Here is a 14,697-nt window from a genome sequence, read left to right as displayed (position 1 = left end):
AGGTTGAACCATGACTTTCATGCCCCAGAGCCAGAACACCATTGATCCCGTCAAGCTGGAGAAGCTTGCGAAAGTTGCCGTCAAGGTCGGGCTGCAGCTGCAGAAGGGTCAGGATCTGGTGATTACCGCGCCGGTGGTGGCGCTGCCGCTCGTTCGCCTGATCACCAAACACGCCTATCAGGCCGGCGCCGGCCTGGTCACCGCCTTCTATTCCGACGAGGAAACGACGCTTTCGCGCTATCAGCATGGCAGCGACGAGAGCTTCGACCGCGCCTCCGGCTGGCTCTACGAGGGCATGGCCAAGGCCTATGCCAACGGGGCGGCCCGGCTGGCGATCGCCGGCGACAATCCTTTGCTGCTTTCCGAGCAGGATGCCGACAAGGTCGGCCGCGCCAATCGCGCCACATCAACCGCCTACAAGCCGGCGCTAGAAAAGATCTCGAATTTCGACATCAACTGGAACATCGTCTCCTATCCCAATCCATCCTGGGCCAAGGTGGTCTTCCCCGACGATCCCGAGCCGATCGCCATCGCCAAGCTCGCCAAGGCGATCTTTACCGCCTCGCGCGTCGATGTCAGCGATCCGGTCGCCGCCTGGGCCGAGCACAATGCGAATCTCGCCAAGCGCTCCGCCTGGCTGAACGGCGAGCGCTTCGCCTCGCTGCATTTCCAGGGACCGGGCACCGACCTGATGGTCGGGCTTGCCGACGGGCATGAATGGCATGGAGGCGCGTCCACCGCCAAAAACGGCATTACCTGCAATCCCAACATCCCGACCGAGGAAGTCTTCACCACGCCGCATGCGCTACGCGTCGAAGGCCATGTTTCCAGCACCAAGCCACTTTCGCACCAGGGCACGCTGATCGACAATATCCAGGTGCGCTTCGAAGGCGGCCGCATCGTCGAGGCCAAGGCCTCGCGCGGTGAAAAGGTCTTGAACAAGGTGCTCGATACCGACGAGGGTGCGCGCCGGCTCGGCGAAGTGGCGCTGGTGCCGCATTCCTCGCCGATCTCGGCCAGCGGTATCCTGTTCTACAACACGCTGTTCGACGAGAACGCCTCGTGCCACATCGCGCTCGGCCAGTGCTATTCCAAGTGCTTCCTTGACGGCGCAACACTGAGCCAGGAGCAGATCAAGGCGCAGGGCGGCAATTCCAGCTTGATCCATATCGACTGGATGATCGGCTCTGATAAGGTCGATATCGACGGCGTCAAGCCCGATGGCTCGCGGGTTCCGGTGATGCGGCAGGGCGAATGGGCCTGACCGGCATCATTATGCGCTGACTGAGCCAGACGCTGGCAAGCACCATGGCGAGGCCGGCGATCTGCGCCGGCGCCAGGCTCTGGCCGAGCGCCAGCCAGCCGAGTAGGGTCGCGACCAGCGGGCTCAGAAAGCCAAGCGAAGAGACTGCCGAGGGTTCGATGCGCGACAGGCCGCGAAACCACAGCAAATAGGTAAAGGCAGCGCCGATCAGGCCGAGATAGGCGATGCCGGCAATGTTTGCGAGGCTCGGTGCCGGCAGCGCCGGTTCGAGGCAAAGCGCAAAGGGCACCAGCAGGATGCCGCCTGCCGTCAATTGCCAGGCGGTGAAGGTGAGGTTCGAGACCGGCGGCGCCCAGCGCCGTGTCAGCACCGTGCCGAAGGCCATCGAGACGGCGCCGGCGAGACCGGCGGCGACCCCTACGGGATCGAGCCCCGCCGTAGGCGTCAACACCAGCAACCCGACGCCGGCCATGCCGGCAAGACCGGCCAACACGGCGAGCTGCCGGACCGGCTTGCCGAGAAAAAGCCGCGACAGCGCGATGACGATCAGCGGCTGCACCGCGCCGACCGTTGCGGCAACGCCGCCCGGCAGCCGGTAGGCGGAGACGAAGAGCATCGCCCAGAAGAACGAGAAGTTCAGCGCGCCGAGAACGAAGGTCCTTCCCCACCAGATGCCGGACGGCAGCTTTCTCACCAGCAGCAGAAGCAGCAGGCCGGCCGGCAGCGCCCGCAGCATCGCCACCGTCAGCGGATACCCGGCCGGCAGCAATGCGGTGGTGACGATGTAGGTGCTGCCCCAGATGGCGGGTGCAAGTGCGGTCATCGCAAGATCGGTGGCATAGCCAGAATTTATCTTCATCTCAAGAATCTCTATTTCAAGACAAATCCATCCTATCGGTTCTTATCTTGACGTCAAGATAATGAATGCTATCGGTGGATGATGAGCGAAGACGGCAAGATCGACCATGTCGACAAGATCCTGGCGCAATGGCGACGCGAGCGGCCGGATCTCGACGTCGAACCGATGGGCATCCTCGGGCGCCTGAAGCGCCTCGGCACCCATCTCGGCCGCGAGGTAGAGGCGGTGCTGCTGAAGCAGGGGCTTTCGTCCTCCGCCTTCGACGTGCTGGCGACGCTTCGCCGCGCCGGTGCGCCCCACCGGCTTTCGCCGGGCGAGCTCCTCGAGATGACCATGGTCAGCTCCGGCACGATGACGAACCGCATCGACCAGCTGGAAAAAGCGGGCCTCGTCGAGCGGATCCTCAATCCCGACGACCGCAGGAGCGTGCTCATCGCGCTGACGGAAAAGGGACTTGCGACGGTCGAGACCGCTGTCGACGCCCATGTCGCCAATCAGCACCGGCTGTCGAAAAACCTGAGCGCTGCCGAGAAGGCGGACCTCGACAGGCTGTTGCGGAAGCTGCTTGCGGATTTCGAGTAATTTTCGCACGCTTGCCGGTGATGATGAACACTGCGGTTATGCCATGCAGCATTCCGGGGCCTGCTTCGAAGGCTCAGAGATGGCGGCATTCGGGGAGAAATCCTGCCGCTCTTGCCGCATTGCTTCTGCAATCATATCGGCATCCTCATTGCTGATGCCGAACAGACCGAAACGGAGCTGATAACCCCAATTGGGGCCGACCTGCGTGAAGGCGAGCCGGCCGAGCAGCGGCCGGATCAAGGTTTCCTCCGCAGGCCGCCAATCGACATCCCGCCGCCAGGGGCTGAAACCGCTTTCCAACTCCACCTGGTAAGGCGCGCCATCGTGTGCCAGACCGATCGCGGTGAAAGCTTGCAGGCGGTCCTTGCCGCCAAAGACGACAGTGGGCGAGTAGTAGATCACACGATCCCCAGGCGTGATTCGCCTGAGGGGTGACGCCTTGCCGTGACAGACCTGCATGAAACCGGCTTGACGGCCGATGCGGACATGCGCTGCGGAAGCGACGGCGATCCAGGCATTGGCCATGGCTCAAACCGCCTCGGACACGGTATAGACCCGCAGGCGATGCCCATCGGGATCGGCCGCGACGAAGCTTCGGCCGAAGTCAAGATCGGTCGGCGCCATGACGATGTTGGCGCCCTTGGCCTGCCAATCGGCATGGGTCGCATCGACCTTGCCGGCCGTGGAAACCTTGAACCCTATCTCGTTGCCGCCGCCGGCTGCCGCCGGCGAGGGCTCCACACCGGCTTTGCCCCAGAGACCGAGCCCCAGGCCGGACGGCAAGATAAACATGGCGAAGGTTGCACTTGTCTCTACGGGCTCCTGCCCAAGCAGCGTGGTGTAGAAGCGGGCGCTGGTCGGGGCGTCGGTCACGTAGAGAAGAATGCTGTTTTTGTCGGTCATAAGGATCTCCTGTCGTTGGTTGGACGTTATGACCTTATGAAATGATACTGCCAGAAACTGGCAGTATCATCTGTCTCCTTGCGATATTCCCTGACCCTCCCGCCACTGTTTCAGCAGTGCCTGCCTGCGCTTGGGATAGCGGGCGTCGAGCGCTTCCGCATGGGCAATTCGATCCGTGCGAAAAGAACGGAAATCCTGGCGGAGTTCGCACCAGCCGAGGAGCACACGCACCTGATCGAAAAAGGCCAGCGCAAACGGCCATACCACACGCTCCGACCCGACGCCGGCTCCATCGCGATAGGACAGGGAAAGCTTGCGTTCGGTGCGGATCGCCTTGCGCAGAAGGGCCGGATCGACGGAGTCGACAGGAATGCCGACGCCAGGTCCCACCAGAAGCGCAGAGGCGTCCAGCTCGTCACGCAGCTCGGTCGGCAACACGGCGGCGATCCGTGCCAGCGCATTTCGCGCCGCATCGCGCAGATGACCGTCGGCTCTGTCCGCCACCCACCGGGAGCCGAGCACAAGCGCTTCTATCTCTTCCGGCGGAAACATCAGCGGCGGCAGGAGAAATCCCGGTTTCAAGACATAACCAACGCCCGGCTCACCCTCGATCGCGGCGCCCTGGGCCTGAAGGCTGGCGATATCGCGATAAAGGGTGCGGATACTGACGCCGATTTCGTCGGCCAGCACCACGCCACTCACCGGCCGACGGTGGCGGCGCAGCACCTGGAGAAGATCGAGGAGGCGTTCTGAACGGGACATGCAGACAAACTATACATTCTTGCCACTGCCAGATAGTGGCAGGATCAGACTGCGCGTTTTACTCAAATTGCTAGAAAAGACTTCCCTGCTTCGATGGACCGCCGGCTTCCGGCTTGGCAGGCCGCCTCTTCAGCGAGGTTGGCGGCATGCCGCCTTCGGTGGTCACCGCGCCGATGCGGCCGTCGGAAAATTCGATCGAGACCGCCGCACCTGCCGAAAGAGCTGTGGCCTCAGAGACCGGCCTGTCCTCGTCGTCGCGGATCACCGCGTAACCGCGCTTCAGCACATTCTTGTAGGAGAGCGACTGCAGCACGCGGTCCTGCGCCGCAAGCGCGGCTTTTGCCCGAATCAGCCGATGGGATGTCGCGGTATCGGCGTGCCTGACGAGATTGGCGAGATGGTCGCGGGCGCGGCCGGTCTGCGCCTGCAGGCGGGCGGGCAGTGTGGCGAAGACCGCCTCGGCACGGTCGACCCGCGATTTCGAACGGTCGATCAGCCGCTCGACCATGCGCTCGGCCCGCCCGATCCGCTCGTTCAGCGTCTGGCGGCGCTCGGCGATGCGGCCGGAGAGCAGATCAGGGCGCAAATGCGCGGCCACGCGCTCGAAGCCGCGACGCTTGTTGATGGTGTTGAGCTCCAGCCCGCGCCCGAGGCCGGCCGCCGCCTCGTCGAAACGCCGGCGCGGCAAGGCGAGAAGCTGATCGAGCGACGGCAATGCCCGCATCAGCGCCCGGACGGACTGGCGGCGCTGATCCATCTGCCGGTTCATGCAGCCCTGCAGCCGCGCGGCAAGGGCGGCGGCCTGGGCCTCGAGCTCCGCCTTGACCGGCACCGCCATTTCCGCAGCCCCTGTCGGCGTCGGCGCACGGACATCGGCGGCATAGTCGATCAGCGTCCAGTCGGTCTCATGACCGACGGCCGAGATCAGCGGGATCCGGCTTTCGGCCGCAGCACGCACGACGATTTCGTCGTTGAAGCTCCAGAGATCTTCGAGGCTGCCGCCGCCGCGCGCGACGATCAGCACGTCGGGGCGGGGAATGGCGCCGGCCGGCTCCAGCGCGTTGAAGCCGCGAATGGCGTTCGCCACCTCCTCGCCGGACCCCTCGCCCTGAACCTTCACCGGCCAGACGAGGACATGCACGGGAAAACGATCGGAGATGCGGTGAAGAATATCGCGGATTACCGCACCGGTCGGCGAGGTGACGACGCCGATCACCCTTGGCATGAAGGGCAGCCGCTTCTTGCGGGCGGCATCGAACAGGCCCTCGGCGCCAAGCTTGCGCTTGCGCTCCTCGATCAGCGCCATCAGCGCGCCGGCGCCGGCCGGTTCCAGCGTCTCGATGACGATCTGATATTTCGAAGAGCCGGGAAAGGTGGTGACCTTGCCGGTGGCAATGACCTCCATGCCTTCTTCCGGGCGGAATTTCAGCCGCGAGAAGGTGCCCTTCCAGATGACGGCATCGATGCGGGCACGGTCGTCCTTCAGCGCGAAATAGGCATGGCCGGAGGAGTGTGGGCCACGATAGCCGGAGATCTCGCCGCGCACGCGGACCTGGTCGAAGGCGGTTTCGACGGTGCGCTTGATCGAGCCGGAAAGCTCCGAAACCGAATATTCGGCAAGGTTGGTCGGCGAATCGCTGTCGATGACGTTGCTCATCCCTTCTTTCTATGTCCATCGGCGGCAAACTGGAAGGTCGCGGTCATCGCCGAGATCTGTTTTCCGGGATGTCGAGGTCGTTGGCGGCGGGCGCACGCTACGCCACGCATGCTCACCATGCGGCCGTGGCAGCTTGGCGGATGAACAACGAAATCGGGTAAATCCGTTTGGTTGCGGAACGTATAGTTAGAATGCGCGTTATAGACGAAAGGAGTTGCTAACCACCGCAATACAAAGGCTTTTCGGCGGTGGCCGCCGGTAAATCTTTGTTAGTTGGCGCTTCCTATGCTTCCCCTCGTTATCTCTGGGAAGGTGCTGAAATGATTATTCTCACAGCAGCAGCATTGGGCATTAGCGCCGGGCAAACCCGCTCGGCTGCCGCAATCGCGCTGGTCGCCGCTCTGATAGGAATAATGTTCGCGGCGGCGGCGATAACCTCGCCCGGACCAGTGTCGATCCTGGCGTTCGTCTATGCCGTGCTCGGCTTTAATGGCGGCCTCATGCTCTTCGTTCTCGGGCTCTTTGCCAATGCGCGTCGTCGTCGCGCGACACGTGTTTCCCACTAAATTTTTTACCGAAAGCTGCCGGCGTCAGTTCGCCACCGGCCGATAGCGAAAGAACTGAACGCCCACCTCCGCTGCCTTCGGAAGCGGCTCCAGATAGGGCGGGATATTGCCCTTGCCGAGCTCAGCATAAAGGCCATCCGGTTTCAGCTTGGCAATCTCGCGCGTCTGCGGGTCATTGGGGCAGAAGCCAACCACCGTCACCCCTGTCCCCTTCAGGAAGGCCTCCGCCTCCTGCGGCTCCGCCAGGCCGATATGCAGTTCCGTCAGCATGCCGCCCTGATTGCGATGATATGGCGCCGAAAGAACCCGGTTTTTCGTAAAGCGAAGGATCGGAACGCCCATCTGCGACGGTGCGGAGATCAGCCCGTCCGGAAGCCCGGCAAGCGGCGCCAGTGCCTCTTTCGAGGTGCAGGAAAGCACCTTTGCCGCCGCCGCCTTCTTCTGCGCGCCATTGTCCATCTGCAGCGAGACAAGTCCGCCGGCGACCGCCCAGGCCGCCGGGACGCTCGCGAGCACCGTCACGATATAGACGAAGGCCGCGGCAACATTGTCGCTGTCGCTGTTGGAGATCCGCCTGATATCGATGATCAGCAGCGCAAGTGGCAGAATGGAGAGCAGGTTCGAGAACGTCGCGCCGCGCACCTGGATCAACGCGATCGCCCAGCTGGTGGCGAGCAGGAAGAGCAGCACCAGATGGATCTGCATACGGTCGCGCCGAACGATGCGGAAGATACAGACGGCCATGCCGAACAGGCCGGCCGCATAGAAGGCCCCGATCGAGAACGGATCGGTGCGCGCGAGCACCAAGGCCGACTGCGCTTCCGACACGTTCCTCAGCCAGAGTTCGACCAGCATCGGATCGAGACCGGCCAGCGGGTCGCTCAGGCATTGCGGCGCAATCACCATCGCCGAACCGAGAACGCCGGCACCGACGAGGCCAAGCGCGGCAAAGCGCAGGGAGCGACGCAGGCCGCTCGCAAAGACTGCCGAAAACAGCATCAGCCCGCCGCCGATCGCCGCCAGGCTGTAATAACCGAGCGAGAGATTGTCGCAGGTAACCATCGAATAGAGCCGGGGCGGTACCGTTGCGACAAAGAGCATGCTGATGGCAATCGCCAGCGCCAGGCCGAAGGCCCCTGCGGCAACCGCGAAATTCTGCCCCTCCCATGCCCAGAGTAAAGCGACGGTCAGGCAGACGGCGGCGACGAAAGGCGTCGTCTCGGCGCCGATGGCGATGGCGACCGCTGCGGCGATGCCGGCGACCGCATAGCTCCAGCCGCGGCGTTCCGGATCCAGAAGCATCGCGACCATCGTCGCGACAAGTCCCAGCTGCGCATTGTGATGATCGATGGCTCCAGGCGCGAAACGGCTGCCGGTGTAAATCGCAAGGCCGGTCATGGCGAGACTGAGATGCATGCCGGCAACTCCGCCGATACGCCGCCCGGCGACGGCCATGGAGAGCATGGCGGGCAGGACGAGCGATACCGGCCAGACGGCGAGCGCCAGCGCCTCAGCGGTCTCGTGGGGCGTAAACAGGCCGAAGAACCAGATCAGCGAAGCTATCGGCAGATCGATCAGCCTCGACCAGTGCATCAGCGTGCCGCCCTCGAGGCCGAGGCGGTATTGCATTAGATCGAACCAGCCCTGCCCGGCGAGAAGATCGCGAACCTCGATGAGACGCATTCCGTCGTCATTATCGGGACCGACGTAATCGGTAGCGGTGGATAGCTTGGTGACAAGGAGGATAGCGGCGAGGATGACGCTATAGATAATGACGGTTGGCCAGAGGCGCATCAGCAACCTGCTCAGCCCTCCCCTTGGAGCAGTGGTCACGGAGGAGGCATTGGCGATCGGCTGCACAGCGTTCATCGTGGTTAGCGCTTCGTTTCAGATGGCCGAAGCTTAGCGATCGCCGATCAAGAAAGTGTAAAGCCGTTTGCGGAAGTGCCGATTTTGCCTGCGTCATAGGGTCTTATTAACGGCGGGTGATTTAGGCTGAGTGCGGCTTTCAGTGTAACGAGTAGAGTCATGGCCCGATCGCGTACCGATAATCCCAATATTGCCGTCCTGCTTCCCTGTTATAATGAAGCCGCGACGATCGGCGCGGTCGTGCGGGGTTTCCGCGCGACGCTGCCGGATGCTGCGATCCACGTCTACGACAATAATTCCACCGACGGCACCGCGCTGCAGGCGATGCTTGCCGGCGCGCATGTCGTGCGCGAGCGACGCCAAGGCAAGGGCCACGTCGTACGCCGCATGTTCGCCGACATCGACGCCGATATCTACATCATCGCCGACGGCGACGGCACTTACGCGCCTAGCGATGCCGAAGAGCTGGTGCGCACACTGCTGACCGAGCGCGCCGACATGGTTGTGGGAACCCGGCGCGGCGTTCGTGCCGATGCCGGCCGTCAAGGCCATGCGCTCGGCAACCGGCTTTTCAACCTGCTCTACCGGACGATCTTCGGCCCCGACTTCACCGATATCTTTTCCGGCTACCGCGCTTTCTCGCGCCGCTTCGTCAAGAGCTTCCCAGCGGTATCGGGCGGCTTCGAAATCGAAACCGAGATGTCCGTGCATGCCTCGCGGCTGAAGCTTCCGGTCAGCGAACTCGAACTCGACTATGGCCGCCGGCCGGAAGGCTCGCACTCGAAGCTTTCGACATTTCGCGACGGCGCCAAGATCCTCTGGATGTTCGCGATGCTGATGAAGGAAACCCGGCCCTTCGCCTTCTTCAGCGCGATCAGTGCCATCTTCATGCTGACGAGCCTCGGCTTCATGGCGCCGGTGCTGGCGGAATATTTCCAGACGGGTCTCGTCAGCCGCATGCCGACCTGGGTGCTGTCGACAGCGCTGATGATGATCTCCTTCATGCTTTTTACCGCCGGCGTCATCCTGGATTCGGTTGCCCGCGCCCGCTCCGAACAGCTTCGTATCCATTATATGAGCCTGGAAACGCCGAGCGCCGTCAAAGCGCCGCTCGGCGAAGCAGGGCCGGTATCGCGCGCCCGCCCCCGCAAGGCGGATGCGGCATGAGAAAGCTCATCCGTTTCGCGATCGCGGGCGGCATCGGCTTCCTCGTCGATGCCGGCGTGCTGTCGGCGCTGCTGCATCTGACGCCGCTCGGGCCGTTTCTGGCGCGGCTCGTGGCGATCGCGGCTGCAATGGCGGTGACCTGGATTTTCAATCGGAGCTTCACCTTCGACCGGTCCAGCCGGTCGCTGGCCGCCGAAGGCTTCCGCTATGGCTCGGTCGGGGTAACGGCAGCGCTCGTCAATTACGGGCTTTATTCCGCACTTCTGCTTTCGCTGCCGGCACTTCAGCCGCTTGCGGCCATGGTGGTCGCCAGCATCGCCTCGATGGTCTTCAGCTTCTTCGGCTATTCGCGTTTCGTCTTCCGCGCCGAATGATTAGAGCGCCGCGCGTCACTGGACGCGCAAAGGACGCTCTAACACTTTAAATTGGCGCATAATCGCTTCCGATTTTCGGAAAGGATTATGCGCTAGACGGCTTCCCAGCCGTCTTTCTCGCTGGCGCGGTAGATCGCGTCGATCACCTTTTGGTTCAATTTCGAATTTTCGAGCGTGACGATCTCCTCCTTGCCACCTTTCACCGCCCGGGCGAAGGCTTCGACCTGCCGCTTGTATTGACGGCTGTCCTGGAAGCGGAAGATGCGTGATTCATTGTGGCTGCGATCGGCAAGCTCGATTTCCTCAGGCCCCCAGCGATTGGCGTTGAACGGCGACTTGACCTCGATGTAACCTTCGGTGCCGTGGAAGACCATGACCTGACGGTTGGCCATCTGCGTCGAGATATAGAAGCTCAGCTCGAAATCGCCGAAATCGGCCTTGACGCTCGAATAGATATCGGTGCCGAAATCCGGATCACGCTCGGTGATCGCCTGGATCCAGAGCGGCTCCTTGCCGGTGGAAAAACGCGTGCCCATCACGGGATAGACACCGATATCGGGAAGGCCGCCGCCGCCGAGTTCGGGAACGTTGCGCATGTTGGCGGGATCGCGGTTGAAATAGGTGAAGGCGCCCTGCACATGCCGGAGCGTACCGATCGCGCCCTCGTCGATCAACGCGCGCACCTTCTGCCAGACCGGCGAATAGGTGATCATATAGGCTTCGGTGACCACCACCCGGTTGCGGTCGCGGGCGGCAATCAGATCGTCGATGTCATCGGCCTTCAGCGCTAGGGGCTTTTCGCAAAGCACGTGTTTGCCGGCATCGGCTGATTTGATCGACCATTCGATATGCTGCGAGGTAGGCAGCGGGATATAGACGGCGTCGATGAGGTCGGAGGCCAGCATCTCCTCGTAGGAGCCGAAGGCATGCGGCACGGAGAAGCGGTCGGCCATCTCCCTTGCGCGCGTGAGATCACGGCTGGCAATCGCCGTGACGACGCAATTTTCCGCGTCCTGGATTGCCGGAACGACATTGTCACGGCCGATCTTCGCCGTTGAAATGATACCAAAACGCAGCATGATCCAAACCTCCCAAACAGATTTCCGCGAACCATATTCAGGCCTTAGCCACGGCGCAATGGTGCGGGCTGAAATCACGGAAGTTTGCCTTCCCGGATGCCCGGAATGCGCTAGGTTGCTGCAAGGCGGCGTTCTGCCGTGTCCACGATTTCAAACACATCACCATATTGGAGAGCGTCATGGAAATGCGCCGGCTTGGAAAAACGGGTCTTTCGGTCGCGCCGATCGTCATCGGCGGCAATGTCTTCGGCTGGACGGCCGACGAGAAAGCATCCTTCGCCATTCTCGACGCCTTCTTCGACGCTGGCCTGAACACGATCGATACGGCGGATGTCTATTCCGCATGGGTCCCGGGCAACAAGGGCGGCGATTCCGAGGAGATCATCGGGCGCTGGCTGAAGCAGGCCAAGGTTTCCCGCGACCAGGCGGTCATCGTTACCAAGGTCGGCTCGGACATGGGGCAGGGAAAGACACTGAAGGAGAGCTATATCCTCAAGGCGGTCGAGGATTCGCTGCGCCGGCTGCAGACTGACTATATCGACCTCTATCTGTCGCACTGGCCGGATGCCGATACGCCGCACGAGGAAACACTCGGCGCCTATGCCAAGCTGAAGCAGCAGGGCAAGATCCGCGCCATCGGCTGCTCGAACTATGATGCGACGCTGCTGCAGGCCTCCTTCGACGCTGCCGAAAAGGCCGGCCTGCCCCGTTACGATGTGGTGCAGCCGGAATATAATCTTTATGAGCGCGCAAGCTTCGAGGGGCCGCTCGCCGAGCTCTGCGTTGAAGAGGACATCGGCGTCATCACCTATTTCAGCCTGGCTGCCGGCTTCCTCACCGGCAAATACCGCAGCAAGGCCGATACGCAGGGCCGCGCCCGCGAGGGCCGGGTTTCGACCTATTTCGACGACAAGGGTCTGCGCATTCTTGCCGCGCTCGACACGGTTTCTGCCGAGACCGGCGCCAAGCCCGCCGAAATTTCGCTCGCCTGGCTGCTGCGCAAGAAAGGCGTGACGGCGCCGATCGCCAGCGCCACCAGCCTTTCGCAGCTTGAAAGCCTGGCGAAATCGGCGACACTTCAGCTTTCCGATGACGCAATGGCCCTGCTCGATCAAGCCGGGAACTGAAAGAAAGAGCCCATGACCGTGACGATCCGCGATGCCCGCGCCGAGGACGAGAGCCGCTGGCGCGAACTTTGGGCGGCCTACCTCGCCTTTTACGAAGTCACGGTCGATGCCGATATCACCGATTCCACTTGGCGCCGGGTTTTCGATCCGGCGTCGGCGATCGCCATGCGGGTCGCCGAGGTCGATGGCAGGATCATGGGCTTTGCGCTCTATCTCACCCATGAGGGCACATGGATCCGCGGCAGGGACTGCTATCTCGAAGACCTGTTTGTCGATCGCGATGCACGCGGCAAAGGGGTCGGGCGGGCGCTGATGGACGACCTCGTCGCCACCTGCAAGGCCAAGGGCTGGTCGCGGCTCTATTGGCATACGAGCGAACAGAACAAGACGGCCCGGGCGCTCTACGACAGCTATGTCGAGAGCGACGGCCATATCCGCTACCGCATCAGCTTTTGAGTCTGGGAAAACCTTAGTAGAAAGCGGCGTGATCGCCCTCCCAGTTCGCCATGCCCGGTTTGGTCGGGATGCCGCGCGGGCTGATATAACTCTGGATGGTAGCGTCGCCTTGGGTAAAGGATGCCCACGATGGGCCCGCTTCATGCGGCGACGCTACCCCTCGGTGGCTAAAGCGCGTCGCATGTAACTTGATTCATTCGACGCGCTTTAGCTCTTTGTTTTTATGCATGTCGTTTTCCGGGAACCGCTGCACACTTCCCGGCGACATGCATTAGTGAGCGGTGTAGGCCCCGTCGACCATATGACAGCTTCCAGTAATGAAGCTTGCCTGTTCCGAAAGGAGAAAACATACGAGAGCCGCCACTTCATCGGGCGATCCACGCCGGCCCATTGGCTGCAACGAGTTCAATCTCCGAGTGCTTGTCACAGGCTCACACAGAATCGGCGTTTCGATCCAGCCGGGGGCAACTGCATTGATCCGAATACCCATACGCGCGTACTCGATCGCAGCGGCCTTCGTGAGGCCGATGACCCCGTGCTTAGCCGCGGTATAGGCCGATGCCAGTGGCAATGCAACGGAACCGAGAATGGAGGACATGTTTACGATGGCCCCGCCTACGCCGGCTTGCAGCATGGCGGCAATCTCATATTTCATGCAATAGAATGTACCGTCCAGATTGACGCTCATCAACTTGCGCCATTGGTCGAGCGGGTAATCCGCGGTAGCGGTCCGGACGCCAGTCAGCCCTGCATTGTTCACCGCTAGGTGGAGGCCACCACATTTCTGGACGGCAAACTCAACCAACCGCTCGACCGCATCGGCGATGGTGACATCGACGGCGAAATCGACAGCCTTCCCTCCCTGCGTCCGTATATCAGTAGCAACGCGGTCGGCACTATCGGCATCAATATCCGCGACGATGACCTCTGCCCCCTCAAGAGCAAGTTGTCGCGAAATCGCAGCGCCAATCCCCGACCCCCCACCTGTCACAATCGCAACTTTTCCGTCGAAGCCAAGCTCCATTCCCGCCCCCCAGTTTTACTCGATCCTAATCGAACAGAGGCGGGTCGTGCATGCAAGAATTTTAAACAAATCCTCATCTAACAACCACTCATTGAAGGTGCCGATCGGTGGACCACAACGACTCTGCCTGCCGTCGACCCCAAAACTCCGCAGGAAAATGCCCGGCATTTGACGGATATCATAGCATGCGAGTTCCCCGTTTTCCGTTGCTCTATAAGCACTGATGCAAGAGCGTTTGCCAAAAAGCGCGGCGATGTTAAATACAAGGGTGGGCTGATCAATCGCGTTGGCAGATGAAAATGGACGAAAGTCACGTTACGCGCCGGGGAATTCTTCTGGGAAGTCTGGCTCTGATAATGTCCGGATGTACTACCGAGGACGGGCCGCCATTTGGGTATTACGCCCTTGGGCGGAACCCGGATCGTGATACCCGCTACCGGCGGCAAACAGTGAGCTATAGTGGTGATGAGCCGCCCGGCACCATCGTCGTCGATACCGCCAGCCGATATCTCTATTTCGTCGAGGCGGGAGGTCAGGCAACACGCTACGGCGTCGCGGTTGGACAGGAAGGATTGAGTTTCAAGGGCCAAGCCACGGTAGGTCGCAAGGCAGAATGGCCGTCGTGGACACCGACCGCCGACATGATCGCGCGTAAGCCGCGCCTCGGCCAATACGCTGAAGGCGTCCCAGGCGGACCAGGAAATCCGTTAGGTGCGGCCGCCCTCTATCTCTATCAGGACGGAAAAGACACCCTGTTTCGTCTACATGGAACGAACGCGCCGTGGTCGATTGGTCAGGCAGTGTCGAACGGATGCGTCCGACTCACCAACCCCAACATTGTGGATCTCTATGGGCGCACCCATGTGGGAACCAGAGTCCTAGTGATCTAGCGGCGGCATTCCTCGCTCGAATCGGCAGGCAGCCGACCCATTTTCCCGCTGCGCAGGCAGCAAAAGCCTAGGATGCGCTCAGATTGTGTTCTTTCTGCACTAGCCTTTACGTAAGTTG

The 14,697-nt window shown here is 61.8% G+C and carries 16 protein-coding genes; 8 read left to right on the top strand and 8 right to left on the bottom strand.

The window, feature by feature from the left end; genetic code table 11:
• The first annotated feature begins 10 nt into the window (after window positions 1-10).
• Window positions 11-1,264: an aminopeptidase gene (locus HJB82_RS16475; RefSeq protein WP_221140688.1), complete on the top strand. Its 1,254-nt coding sequence runs from the start codon at window positions 11-13 to the stop codon at window positions 1,262-1,264.
• Here the strand turns inward: HJB82_RS16475 and HJB82_RS16470 are convergent.
• The gene (locus HJB82_RS16470; RefSeq protein WP_221116671.1) at window positions 1,212-2,123 is read right to left on the bottom strand and encodes an EamA family transporter; all 912 of its coding nucleotides are present in this window, start codon (window positions 2,121-2,123) and stop codon (window positions 1,212-1,214) included. The two genes, HJB82_RS16475 and HJB82_RS16470, sit on opposite strands and share 53 nt — an antisense overlap.
• Before the next feature lie 81 nt (window positions 2,124-2,204).
• Between HJB82_RS16470 and HJB82_RS16465 the strand changes: the two genes are divergently transcribed.
• Entirely contained in the window at window positions 2,205-2,705 is a 501-nt protein-coding gene (locus HJB82_RS16465; protein WP_207584238.1) for a MarR family winged helix-turn-helix transcriptional regulator, read from the top strand.
• Window positions 2,706-2,741: 36 nt separating this feature from the next.
• Here the strand turns inward: HJB82_RS16465 and HJB82_RS16460 are convergent, their stop codons facing one another.
• The 4 genes from HJB82_RS16460 to xseA form a co-directional block, all read right to left on the bottom strand.
• The gene (locus HJB82_RS16460) at window positions 2,742-3,230 is read right to left on the bottom strand and encodes an EVE domain-containing protein (protein ID WP_221140687.1); all 489 of its coding nucleotides are present in this window, start codon (window positions 3,228-3,230) and stop codon (window positions 2,742-2,744) included.
• Window positions 3,231-3,233: 3 nt separating this feature from the next.
• Window positions 3,234-3,608: a VOC family protein gene (locus HJB82_RS16455; RefSeq protein ID WP_207582559.1), complete on the bottom strand. Its 375-nt coding sequence runs from the start codon at window positions 3,606-3,608 to the stop codon at window positions 3,234-3,236.
• A 66-nt stretch (window positions 3,609-3,674) separates the two neighbouring features.
• The gene (locus HJB82_RS16450) at window positions 3,675-4,370 is read right to left on the bottom strand and encodes a YafY family protein (protein ID WP_221140686.1); all 696 of its coding nucleotides are present in this window, start codon (window positions 4,368-4,370) and stop codon (window positions 3,675-3,677) included.
• Between the two features lie 70 nt (window positions 4,371-4,440).
• Window positions 4,441-6,027 (bottom strand): exodeoxyribonuclease VII large subunit, encoded by a 1,587-nt coding sequence (gene xseA / locus HJB82_RS16445; RefSeq protein WP_221140685.1) that lies wholly within the window; start codon window positions 6,025-6,027, stop codon window positions 4,441-4,443.
• Window positions 6,028-6,347: 320 nt separating this feature from the next.
• Here xseA and HJB82_RS16440 point away from each other — a divergent pair, with 320 nt between their 5' ends.
• On the top strand, window positions 6,348-6,593 hold the full coding sequence (locus HJB82_RS16440) for a hypothetical protein (protein WP_221140770.1): 246 nt from the start codon (window positions 6,348-6,350) through the stop codon (window positions 6,591-6,593).
• A gap of 24 nt (window positions 6,594-6,617) precedes the next feature.
• On the opposite strand, the gene HJB82_RS16435 is transcribed toward HJB82_RS16440, so the two are convergent.
• Window positions 6,618-8,462 (bottom strand): hypothetical protein, encoded by a 1,845-nt coding sequence (locus HJB82_RS16435; protein WP_221140683.1) that lies wholly within the window; start codon window positions 8,460-8,462, stop codon window positions 6,618-6,620.
• A 159-nt stretch (window positions 8,463-8,621) separates the two neighbouring features.
• Between HJB82_RS16435 and HJB82_RS16430 the strand changes: the two genes are divergently transcribed.
• On the top strand, window positions 8,622-9,629 hold the full coding sequence (locus HJB82_RS16430; protein WP_221140682.1) for a glycosyltransferase: 1,008 nt from the start codon (window positions 8,622-8,624) through the stop codon (window positions 9,627-9,629).
• Complete coding sequence (locus tag HJB82_RS16425; protein ID WP_207582554.1) at window positions 9,626-10,003, top strand: GtrA family protein; 378 nt, start codon at window positions 9,626-9,628, stop codon at window positions 10,001-10,003. Before HJB82_RS16430 ends, HJB82_RS16425 begins: the two co-directional genes overlap by 4 nt.
• A gap of 92 nt (window positions 10,004-10,095) precedes the next feature.
• On the opposite strand, the gene HJB82_RS16420 is transcribed toward HJB82_RS16425, so the two are convergent.
• Entirely contained in the window at window positions 10,096-11,082 is a 987-nt protein-coding gene (locus tag HJB82_RS16420) for a Gfo/Idh/MocA family protein (protein WP_207582553.1), read from the bottom strand.
• Between the two features lie 179 nt (window positions 11,083-11,261).
• On the opposite strand from HJB82_RS16420, the gene HJB82_RS16415 reads away from it, so the two are divergent.
• Together HJB82_RS16415 and HJB82_RS16410 are read left to right on the top strand one after the other, a co-directional pair.
• Complete coding sequence (locus tag HJB82_RS16415) at window positions 11,262-12,209, top strand: aldo/keto reductase (RefSeq protein ID WP_221140680.1); 948 nt, start codon at window positions 11,262-11,264, stop codon at window positions 12,207-12,209.
• Between the two features lie 12 nt (window positions 12,210-12,221).
• Window positions 12,222-12,665, top strand: a complete 444-nt coding sequence (locus tag HJB82_RS16410; RefSeq protein WP_207582551.1) for a GNAT family N-acetyltransferase — start codon at window positions 12,222-12,224, stop codon at window positions 12,663-12,665.
• Between the two features lie 271 nt (window positions 12,666-12,936).
• Here HJB82_RS16410 and HJB82_RS16405 read toward each other — a convergent pair whose 3' ends face one another.
• Window positions 12,937-13,689: an SDR family NAD(P)-dependent oxidoreductase gene (locus tag HJB82_RS16405; RefSeq protein WP_207582550.1), complete on the bottom strand. Its 753-nt coding sequence runs from the start codon at window positions 13,687-13,689 to the stop codon at window positions 12,937-12,939.
• Between the two features lie 299 nt (window positions 13,690-13,988).
• Here HJB82_RS16405 and HJB82_RS16400 point away from each other — a divergent pair, with 299 nt between their 5' ends.
• Window positions 13,989-14,579 carry a L,D-transpeptidase gene (locus HJB82_RS16400; RefSeq protein ID WP_207582549.1) on the top strand — a complete coding sequence of 197 codons (591 nt, stop codon included), beginning with the start codon at window positions 13,989-13,991 and terminating at the stop codon, window positions 14,577-14,579.
• Window positions 14,580-14,697: the final 118 nt, after the last annotated feature.

The organism is Rhizobium sp. NZLR10 (assembly GCF_019685125.1).
GTDB lineage: Bacteria > Pseudomonadota > Alphaproteobacteria > Rhizobiales > Rhizobiaceae > Rhizobium.
This window is presented reverse-complemented; position numbering and strand designations above follow the sequence as displayed.

Coding starts and splice junctions, on each gene's coding strand:
- HJB82_RS16475 (WP_221140688.1), top strand. CDS start 11: ATGACTTTCATGCCCCAGAGCCAGAACACCATTGATCCCGTCAAGCTG.
- HJB82_RS16470 (WP_221116671.1), bottom strand. CDS start 2,123: ATGAAGATAAATTCTGGCTATGCCACCGATCTTGCGATGACCGCACTT.
- HJB82_RS16465 (WP_207584238.1), top strand. CDS start 2,205: ATGAGCGAAGACGGCAAGATCGACCATGTCGACAAGATCCTGGCGCAA.
- HJB82_RS16460 (WP_221140687.1), bottom strand. CDS start 3,230: ATGGCCAATGCCTGGATCGCCGTCGCTTCCGCAGCGCATGTCCGCATC.
- HJB82_RS16455 (WP_207582559.1), bottom strand. CDS start 3,608: ATGACCGACAAAAACAGCATTCTTCTCTACGTGACCGACGCCCCGACC.
- HJB82_RS16450 (WP_221140686.1), bottom strand. CDS start 4,370: ATGTCCCGTTCAGAACGCCTCCTCGATCTTCTCCAGGTGCTGCGCCGC.
- xseA (WP_221140685.1), bottom strand. CDS start 6,027: ATGAGCAACGTCATCGACAGCGATTCGCCGACCAACCTTGCCGAATAT.
- HJB82_RS16440 (WP_221140770.1), top strand. CDS start 6,348: ATGATTATTCTCACAGCAGCAGCATTGGGCATTAGCGCCGGGCAAACC.
- HJB82_RS16435 (WP_221140683.1), bottom strand. CDS start 8,462: ATGAACGCTGTGCAGCCGATCGCCAATGCCTCCTCCGTGACCACTGCT.
- HJB82_RS16430 (WP_221140682.1), top strand. CDS start 8,622: ATGGCCCGATCGCGTACCGATAATCCCAATATTGCCGTCCTGCTTCCC.
- HJB82_RS16425 (WP_207582554.1), top strand. CDS start 9,626: ATGAGAAAGCTCATCCGTTTCGCGATCGCGGGCGGCATCGGCTTCCTC.
- HJB82_RS16420 (WP_207582553.1), bottom strand. CDS start 11,082: ATGCTGCGTTTTGGTATCATTTCAACGGCGAAGATCGGCCGTGACAAT.
- HJB82_RS16415 (WP_221140680.1), top strand. CDS start 11,262: ATGGAAATGCGCCGGCTTGGAAAAACGGGTCTTTCGGTCGCGCCGATC.
- HJB82_RS16410 (WP_207582551.1), top strand. CDS start 12,222: ATGACCGTGACGATCCGCGATGCCCGCGCCGAGGACGAGAGCCGCTGG.
- HJB82_RS16405 (WP_207582550.1), bottom strand. CDS start 13,689: ATGGAGCTTGGCTTCGACGGAAAAGTTGCGATTGTGACAGGTGGGGGG.
- HJB82_RS16400 (WP_207582549.1), top strand. CDS start 13,989: ATGGACGAAAGTCACGTTACGCGCCGGGGAATTCTTCTGGGAAGTCTG.